At 60.1% G+C, this 8,019-nt stretch carries 8 protein-coding genes; 5 read left to right on the top strand and 3 right to left on the bottom strand.

Features of this window, described 5'->3' with window-relative positions; translation table 11 throughout:
• The first annotated feature begins 13 nt into the window (after positions 1 to 13).
• From ACQ4V8_RS18315 to ACQ4V8_RS18295, 5 genes are all read left to right on the top strand, one after another.
• Positions 14 to 151, top strand: coding sequence for a carbohydrate porin (locus tag ACQ4V8_RS18315; RefSeq protein ID WP_258001197.1), 138 nt, complete (start codon positions 14 to 16; stop codon positions 149 to 151).
• 268 nt (positions 152 to 419) lie between these two features.
• The gene (locus ACQ4V8_RS18310; protein ID WP_010397321.1) at positions 420 to 1,673 is read left to right on the top strand and encodes an ABC transporter substrate-binding protein; all 1,254 of its coding nucleotides are present in this window, start codon (positions 420 to 422) and stop codon (positions 1,671 to 1,673) included.
• Positions 1,674 to 1,786: 113 nt separating this feature from the next.
• On the top strand, positions 1,787 to 2,671 hold the full coding sequence (locus ACQ4V8_RS18305; protein ID WP_010397323.1) for a carbohydrate ABC transporter permease: 885 nt from the start codon (positions 1,787 to 1,789) through the stop codon (positions 2,669 to 2,671).
• Entirely contained in the window at positions 2,668 to 3,543 is an 876-nt protein-coding gene (locus ACQ4V8_RS18300; protein WP_043461406.1) for a carbohydrate ABC transporter permease, read from the top strand. The genes ACQ4V8_RS18305 and ACQ4V8_RS18300 overlap by 4 nt, the downstream gene beginning before the upstream one ends.
• A 9-nt stretch (positions 3,544 to 3,552) precedes the next feature.
• Positions 3,553 to 4,662, top strand: a complete 1,110-nt coding sequence (locus ACQ4V8_RS18295; RefSeq protein WP_010397327.1) for an ABC transporter ATP-binding protein — start codon at positions 3,553 to 3,555, stop codon at positions 4,660 to 4,662.
• 194 nt (positions 4,663 to 4,856) lie between these two features.
• On the opposite strand, the gene ACQ4V8_RS18290 is transcribed toward ACQ4V8_RS18295, so the two are convergent.
• Genes ACQ4V8_RS18290 through ACQ4V8_RS18280 form a run of 3 tightly spaced genes read right to left on the bottom strand, consistent with a single transcriptional unit; the run spans position 4,857 to position 7,753 of the window.
• A complete protein-coding gene (locus ACQ4V8_RS18290) occupies positions 4,857 to 5,879 on the bottom strand; it encodes a Gfo/Idh/MocA family oxidoreductase (protein ID WP_010397330.1) in 1,023 nt (340 codons plus the stop codon).
• 28 nt (positions 5,880 to 5,907) lie between these two features.
• Positions 5,908 to 6,894 carry an inositol 2-dehydrogenase gene (gene iolG / locus ACQ4V8_RS18285; RefSeq protein ID WP_010397332.1) on the bottom strand — a complete coding sequence of 329 codons (987 nt, stop codon included), beginning with the start codon at positions 6,892 to 6,894 and terminating at the stop codon, positions 5,908 to 5,910.
• The gene (locus ACQ4V8_RS18280; RefSeq protein ID WP_010397334.1) at positions 6,887 to 7,753 is read right to left on the bottom strand and encodes a MurR/RpiR family transcriptional regulator; all 867 of its coding nucleotides are present in this window, start codon (positions 7,751 to 7,753) and stop codon (positions 6,887 to 6,889) included. Before ACQ4V8_RS18280 ends, iolG begins: the two co-directional genes overlap by 8 nt.
• Between the last annotated feature and the right edge of the window lie 266 nt (positions 7,754 to 8,019).

Here is an 8,019-nt window from a genome sequence, read left to right as displayed (position 1 = left end):
GTCGCGTCCTGAACTGCGCGCTTTCGTCACGTACGGCAAATGGAACGATGCCGCTACCGCTTCGGTCAACGCGTCGAACAATGGCGGCCCGATCTACAACAACAATACCAGCGGCACGTCGTATGGTTTCCAAGTGGAAACTTGGTTCTAAGCACCGAACCAAACGGTTTTGTTCAGTATTGATGTTTGTAATGCAGATCAACCTGGCGCATCCTTTGCGGATGCGTTTTTGGCGCCGTCCCGTGATATAAAGACAATGTCAGCATGGCATGGATCACGGCGCCGTCTTTTGACTGAAGATGATGCCCGTTTGTAAGCGGGCTTGAGTACAAGAGCGTCGGCACAGACGCAGCTTTCACCTTTTTCGGCCCGCGTATGCCGAAGCCCCCTAAAAGCTTGATCAAAAAAGGAATGTGGAGATGAAACTGAAATTCAAGATTACCCAACTGGCCGCACTGACCACCCTGGCATTTGCTGGTAGCGCCTTTGCGACCGACGTGGAAGTGTTGCACTACTGGACCTCCGGCGGCGAAGCGAAGTCCGTGGGCCAGTTGCAGCAAATCGTGAAGGAAAGCGGCTTCGGTTGGAAAGACTTCGCCGTCGCTGGTGGCGCTGGTGAAAACGCCACGACCGCATTGAAAACCCGCGTCATTTCCGGCAACCCGCCGACGGCTGCCCAGATCAAGGGTCCATCGATCCAGGAGTGGGGCGCGGAAGGCGTGTTGGCCAATATCGATGATGCTGCCATCCAGGGAAAATGGGATGCCGTGCTGCCGAAAGTTGTCGCCGACATCATGAAATACAAGGGTCACTACGTTGCCGCACCGGTCAATGTCCACCGCGTCAACTGGATGTGGGTCAATCCTGAAGTGCTGAAAAAAGCCGGCGTGACCACTACCCCGACTACCTGGGATGCGTTCTTCGAGGCGGCCGAAAAGATCAAGAAATCGGGCGGCATCGCCATTGCCCACGGCGGCCAACCATGGCAGGACGCCACCGTGTTTGAATCCGTCGCGCTGGGCGTGGGCGGCACCGAATTCTACAAAAAAGCCCTCCTCAAGCTGGACCAGAAGGAATTGACCGGTGCAACCATGCTCAAGGTGTTCGATACCCTGGGCAAGGTAAAGGGCTATATCGACAAGGATGCAGCAGGCCGCGACTGGAACCTCGCTACCGCCATGGTCATCAACAACAAGGCCGGCTTCCAGTTCATGGGTGACTGGGCCAAGGGCGAATTCACGGCTGCCGGCAAGGTGGCGGGCAAGGATTATCTGTGCGTGGCAGCTCCTGGCACGGACAAGGCCTACACCTTCAACATCGATTCGTTTGCCATGTTCACGCAAAAAGATGCGAATGCGAAGAAAGGGCAGATCGCCCTGGCCAACGCCATCATGAATCCGAAATTCCAGGCGATCTTCAACCTGAACAAGGGTTCCATCCCTGTGCGTTCCGGCGTTTCCAAGGACAAGTTTGACGCTTGCGCCCTGAAATCGATGGAAGACATGGATGCCACCAACAAGAGCGGCGGCCTGGTGCCATCGTTCGCACACGGCATGGCGCTGCCATCGGCCACGCAAGGTGCCGTGACCGACGTCATCGCCAAGTTCATGAATTCCAACATGAGCTCGAAAGACGCGGTTGTCGCATTGGCCAAAGCGGCAAAGGTGAAGTAATCACAACGGCGCCGGTGCTCCCGCCGGCGCCCGCTGCATCGCATGCATCGCAGGCGCCCGCCCTGGCGTTCGACCAGGGCGGCGCCACACGCAGTTCTCTCTACGGCTCTACTATGTCCATACGCAAGCAATTCGACCGATGGATACCGCAGATGGTGTTGGGCCCCACGCTCATCGCCAGCTTGGTATTTGTCTATGGTTTTATCTTTTTGACCGGTTGGCTGTCGCTGACCGAATCGCGGCTGATGCCGAACTACGAGTTCGCCGGCCTGGTGCAATACGTTGAGCTGTTCGACAATGAGCGCTGGTGGACCTCGCTCAAGAACCTTGGCATCTTTGGTGTCCTGTTCATCGGATGCAGTATCGCCATCGGCCTGTTCCTGGCGATCCTGCTGGACCAGAAAATCCGCGCCGAAGGCGCGCTGCGCGCCATTTACCTGTATCCGATGGCGCTCTCTTTCATCGTCACCGGCACGGCCTGGAAATGGATGCTCAATCCCAGCCTTGGCCTGGAAAAGGTCATGCACGACTGGGGCTGGACCTCTTTTACCTTCGACTGGCTGGTGAACTCCGACATGGCCATCTACACGGTGGTGATCGCCGGCGTATGGCAATCGTCGGGCTTTGTCATGGCCCTGTTCCTGGCGGGCTTGCGCGGCATCGATGATGAAATCATCAAGGCGGCGCAAGTCGATGGCGCGTCCTTGCCGACGATCTACTGGCGCATCGTGATTCCTGCCATGCGGCCCGTGTTCTTCAGCGTGCTGCTGATCCTGGCGCATATCGCCATCAAGAGTTTCGACCTGGTCATCGCATTGACAGCTGGCGGACCTGGCAATTCGTCGTCCGTGCCAGCGATCTTCATGTACCAGTTTTCCTTCACCCGCGGCCAGCTGGGCCTGGGCTCGGCATCGGCCATGATGATGCTGGCCACCATCGTGGCCGTGCTCGTGCCGCTGATGTACCTGGAAACTCGCAGCGCAAAGGCGATGAGATGACACACACTCCTACAAGTAACCATAAACTCACCCTGGGTCGGGTGGTGTTATACCTGCTGCTGCTGCTGTTCGCGGTATATTACATCGTGCCCCTGTACGTGACCCTGTCGACGTCGTTCAAGTCGCTCGACGAAATCCGCAGCGGCAACCTGCTGGCATTGCCGCACGTGTGGCAGTTCGACTCCTGGTCCAAGGCCTGGTCTTCGGCCTGTACCGGCGTCACCTGCGAGGGCATGCAGCCGTTCTTCTGGAATTCGATCAAGATGGTGATTCCCGCCGTGTTGATTTCAACCTTCCTGGGCGCCTTCAACGGCTATGTGTTCGCGCACTGGCGCTTCCGCGGTTCGGAAATCGTCTTCGCCGCCTTGCTGGTGGGCTGCTTCATTCCCTTCCAGGTAGTGATTTTGCCGATGGCGCGCCTGCTGGGCGAATTTGGCCTGGCCAATACCACCAGCGGCCTGGTCTTCGTGCACGTGGTGTACGGCACGGCCTTCACCACCCTGTTCTTCCGCAACTACTATATCGGCGTGCCGGAAGAACTGATCAAGGCAGCGCGTATCGACGGCGCCGGCTTCTTCCTGATCTTCCGCAAGATCGTGCTGCCGATTTCGGGCCCGATTTTTGTCGTCTGCATCATCTGGCAGTTTACGCAGATCTGGAATGACTTCCTGTTCGGCATCGTCTTCGCCAGCGGCGATTCGCAGCCGATCACGGTAGGCTTGAACAACCTGGTCAACACGTCCACGGGCGTGAAGGAATACAACGTCAACATGGCAGCGGCGGTGATTGCCGCACTGCCGACCCTGCTGGTCTATCTGGTCGCAGGTCGTTATTTTGTGCGCGGTCTGACCGCAGGCGCAGTCAAAGGTTAAGGAAAGAATATGTCCAGTTTATCGATACGCAGCATCCGCAAGGTCTACACGAATGGCGTCGAAGTGCTCAAGGGCATCGACATCGACATCAAGGATGGTCAGTTCCTGATCCTCGTCGGCGGCTCCGGCTCCGGAAAATCGACCTTGCTCAATATGGTAGCCGGCCTGGAAAGCGTCACCTCGGGCGAAATCCTCATCGACGGCAAGGTGGTCAACGACCTGCCGCCCAAGGACCGCGACATCGCCATGGTGTTCCAGTCCTACGCCCTGTACCCGTCGATGACGGTGCGCGAAAACATCGCGTTTGGCCTGAACGTGAAAAAAGTGCCGAAGGCGGAGCAGGAAGAAATCGTCTCGCGCGTCGCCGAAACGCTGCAAATCACGCACTTGCTGGACCGCCGCCCGGCGCAGCTGTCGGGTGGCCAGCGTCAGCGCGTGGCCATGGGCCGCGCCATCTCGCGCAAGCCTTCGCTGTTCCTGTTCGACGAACCGCTGTCGAACCTGGACGCCAAGCTGCGCGTGGAAATGCGCGCCGAGATCAAGCTGCTGCACCAGCGCCTGAAGGCCACCATCGTCTACGTCACGCACGACCAGATCGAAGCGATGACCATGGGCGACCTGATCGCCGTCATGAAAGACGGTGTGGTGCAGCAATTGGGTACGCCGCAGGAAATCTACGATAACCCGGCCAATCTGTTCGTCGCCGGCTTCATCGGCTCGCCGTCGATGAATTTCGTCACCGTCAAGCCTGTCATCGAAGGCAACGCAGTGTTTGTCGCCATCGAGAACGCCGGCAAGAGCATGCGCCTGGCCTTGCCATTTGCCGCCGACAAGCTGCGCAGCTATGCGGGCCGCGACGTGATCCTGGGCGTGCGCCCGGAACAGATCACGGACATGAGCAGCGCGCATGGCGACGTGGGCCAGGAACTGGGCTGCCTGATCGACCTGGTCGAGCCGACCGGCCCCGATACCCTGCTGACGACGCGCTTGAACGGTGCTGCCGTGACTTGCCGCACGCATCCGCGCGAAGCGGTGCTGCCGGGGCAGACCATGCAGCTGTCGTTCAATCTGTCGAAAGCTGCCCTGTTTGATCCAGCCAATGGCGAACGCATCGCCTAAGCCATCGCTGCCATAGAAAAAGCGGCCCGCTTGTCAGCTGACAGGCGGGCCGTTGTCGTTTGCATCGTCGCATCGTGGCAGCAGGTGCACGCGACATCATCCCACTGTCAATGAGGCAGCGGCCATGGGGTTGCGCCCGGCAGGGGAAGCCAGGCAGGCGTTACGCGCGCCGGCTGCCTGTTTCCTCTGACCGCTTACAGCTCCACGGGCCGCGCTTCGCGCATCGCTTGCGTCATGGCCATGCCGATGCGCGTCGCTTGCGTCGCGTCATGCAAGCTCAATGACAAGGTGCGCCGGCCCAGCGCCGCATCGGTAAATGCCTGCGCCTCGATCAGGAAAGCGTCGGCGAAGCGGGCATAGAAGTCTGGCGTGCATTCATTGCGTACGCCATGCGCATCCGAGATTTCCACGCGGTTCAGGCGCGCATGGCTGCCCACGGCCAGGCGTCCGCCCGTGCCGAACACTTCCGTCAGGGTTTCATGGCCGTGCGCCATGGTGCGCGAAGCCATGAAGCTGGCCATGCTGCCATCGGCAAACTCGACCGTCGCCAGACCGTTATCCACGTCGCCGTACGCCTGCAAGCCTGTGTGAATGGCATTCGTGCCGCTCGCGTACACGCGCCTGGGAACGGGATTGCCCAGCAGCCAGCGCGCCAGGTCGATATCGTGCACGCTGCAATCGAGGAAAATGCCGCCGCTGGTGGGGGCGAAACGCATGAAGGCGCCGCTGGGGTCGTTCTGGTCGCAGGTTTGCGAACGCACCAGATATGGTTTGCCAATCAAGCCTTGGGCGATCTTTTGCTGCGCGTCATGGTAGCTGGCATCGAAACGCCGCACGAAGCCGATCATGACGGTCAGCTGCGGGTGGCGCGCCGCTTCCGCTTCCACCTGCAGGCAGTCGGCCAGGTTCAGCGACAGCGGTTTTTCGCAAAATACGTGCTTGCCGGCGCGCAGGGCGGCGATGATCTGTTGCGCATGCAGCGAGGTGGGCGTGACGAGGAAGACGGCATCGAGGCCCGGATGGGCCAGCAGGGCGTCGTAGTGGGCATAGCCGCTGGTGATGCCTAGCGTGCTGGCGGCCCAGTCCAGTTCCTCCGGCACGGGGCTGCAGGCGGCCACCACTGCGGCGTTGGGCACGCGCTGCGCCAGGTTGATGGCATGGCGCTGGCCCAGCCGGCCCAGGCCGACGATGCCGATTTTTAATGTTGCCGATGACATGCTGTCTCCAGATATTTTTATTATTGGTTTATAGATTGACCACGCGCTGCTCGCGCCACGACAGCGTGGCTGCCTCGGCCAGGGCCAAGGCCTGCAAGCCATCGTGGACGGTGGTGCGCAGCGGCGTGCCGTGGCTGAGAGCGTCAAAGAAGTGCGCCATTTCCTGTGCGTAGGCCACGCGGTAGCGTTCCAGGAAAAAGTCTTCCGGCTTGTCCACGCTGACGTTGACGGCGCCATAGGCCGTCACTTCCGTCGGCTTGTGGTTGCCCGCCTGCAGCATGCCGGCACTGCCCAGCACTTCGAAGCGCTGGTCGTAACCGTAGGCAGCGCGGCGCGAGGCATTGATCTGGCACAAGCGTCCTTTCGCCGTGCGCAGGGTGACGACGGCCGTGTCCAGATCACCCGCCGCGCCGATGGCCGGGTCGACCAGGCAGCTGCCCGTGGCGTGTACGCTGACGGCTTCATCGTCGAGTATCCAGCGGAAGATGTCGAAATCGTGGATCAGCATATCTTTGAAGATGCCGCCCGAAACGTTGATGTAGCTGACCGGCGGCGGGCCCGGATCGCGGCTGGTCACGACCAGCAGCTCCGGTGTGCCGATTTCGCCCGCGTCAAGACGCGTTTTGACGGCATTGAAAGTGGGATCATAGCGGCGCTGGAAACCCAGCATGCAGATGACCTTCGCTTCCTGGACGGCGGCGGCGCAGGCGCGCGCCCGCTCGATACTCAGGTCGACCGGCTTTTCGCAAAAGATGGCCTTGCCGGCGGCGGCCGAGCGCAGTATCAGGTCCGCGTGCGTGTCCGTGCTGGAGGCGATGACGACGGCCTTGATGGCCGGGTCGGCCAGCGCCGTTTCCACGCTGGCGCTGCTGCCGCCATGCAGGCGGGCCAGCGCGGCGGCCGCTTCCGCGTTGACGTCGACGACGTACTTGAACTGCACGCCGGCTTGTGCAGCCAGGTTGGCCGCGTGGATTTTGCCGATGCGTCCGGCGCCGAACAACGCTACTTCAATCATCATGTTCTCCTGGGGTGTGGATTTCTTCGATGTCGAGCTCTAATTTGTATGCCAGCGCGATGAACAGCGCCTGGCACAGGCAGATGGTGCTGGTGAGCGAGCGGAAGGCGAAGGCGCTGCCCTCGGTAACGGTCAACAGCGCGTCGGCGGCGCGCGCGAGCGGCGCGAGCTTGCTGTCGCTAATGACCAGTACCTTGGCGCCCTTGTCTTGCGCCGCCTTGATGCACTGCTGGGTTTCCTTGCCGTAAGGCGAGAAACTGATGGCGATCGCCACATCGCATGCCCGCACGCTACGCATCTGTTCGCGGTGCATGCCGCCCAGTCCGCTAATCAAGTGCACACGCTTGTCCGTGTGTTCGAGTGCGTAGGCGATGTAGGAGGCGATCGGAAACGACCGGCGCACGCCGATCACATAAATATTTTCAGCCTTGAGCAGCAGGTTGACGGCCGCTTCCAGCTGCGCGTCGTCCAGGCTGGTGGCCAGGTCGTCGAGGCCGGCACGGCTGGCGCCGACGAATTCGCGCGTCAGGTCGCCAGCGCTGAGTGGGGCGTCGCGCGTGGAAATGAGTTTGCGGATGCGCTGCTGGTAGTCGGGCGTGGCGCCGGCCTGATCCGTATAAGCCTGGCGGAAGACGTCTTGCATTTCGGAAAAGCCGCTGTAGCCGAAGCGCTGCGCAAAGCGCACGATGGCGGACGGCTGCACGTCGCAGGCGTTAGCGATGTCGCTGATGCGCTCGAGCATCAAACTGGCGCGGTGCTTTTCGATGTATTGGGCGATGACTTTCAACTGGCGCGACAGATTGTCGTACTCGGCTGCAATGTGCTGCATCAGTTGTTCGATGGGGGCGGTAGATGCCATGTTTTTTTCCTCCGTATGCTTGCTGGGCCGCGACGCTGTATCAAGTTGCGCTACGGCTGGTTCTGGCGAGAATTATAGGATTGAATCGTAAAAATAGAAATGATTTTCTATTTATATATATATTGAAAATTTTATTGCATTTGTCTTTTTTGTGGCCTAAGCTGTGCGCAGTGCATCGGGGCTTGCCGCTTTTCCAGCTCCCCGCTGACACGCGACAAAAGCTGGCAACTATAAAAATTAATCCTTCAAGGAGACATTCATGCAAA

Origin of the sequence: Janthinobacterium paucivorans, from assembly GCF_051380805.1 — a bacterium.
Taxonomy (GTDB): domain Bacteria; phylum Pseudomonadota; class Gammaproteobacteria; order Burkholderiales; family Burkholderiaceae_D; genus Janthinobacterium; species Janthinobacterium lividum_D.
Note: the sequence above shows the minus strand (reverse complement) of the source record. Positions and strands in the feature narration are given on the sequence as shown.

Excerpts from the sequence above, each read along its gene's own strand:
- ACQ4V8_RS18310 (WP_010397321.1), top strand. The coding sequence starts at position 420 with ATGAAACTGAAATTCAAGATTACCCAACTGGCCGCACTGACCACCCTG.
- ACQ4V8_RS18305 (WP_010397323.1), top strand. The coding sequence starts at position 1,787 with ATGTCCATACGCAAGCAATTCGACCGATGGATACCGCAGATGGTGTTG.
- ACQ4V8_RS18300 (WP_043461406.1), top strand. The coding sequence starts at position 2,668 with ATGACACACACTCCTACAAGTAACCATAAACTCACCCTGGGTCGGGTG.
- ACQ4V8_RS18295 (WP_010397327.1), top strand. The coding sequence starts at position 3,553 with ATGTCCAGTTTATCGATACGCAGCATCCGCAAGGTCTACACGAATGGC.
- ACQ4V8_RS18290 (WP_010397330.1), bottom strand. The coding sequence starts at position 5,879 with ATGTCATCGGCAACATTAAAAATCGGCATCGTCGGCCTGGGCCGGCTG.
- iolG (WP_010397332.1), bottom strand. The coding sequence starts at position 6,894 with ATGATTGAAGTAGCGTTGTTCGGCGCCGGACGCATCGGCAAAATCCAC.
- ACQ4V8_RS18280 (WP_010397334.1), bottom strand. The coding sequence starts at position 7,753 with ATGGCATCTACCGCCCCCATCGAACAACTGATGCAGCACATTGCAGCC.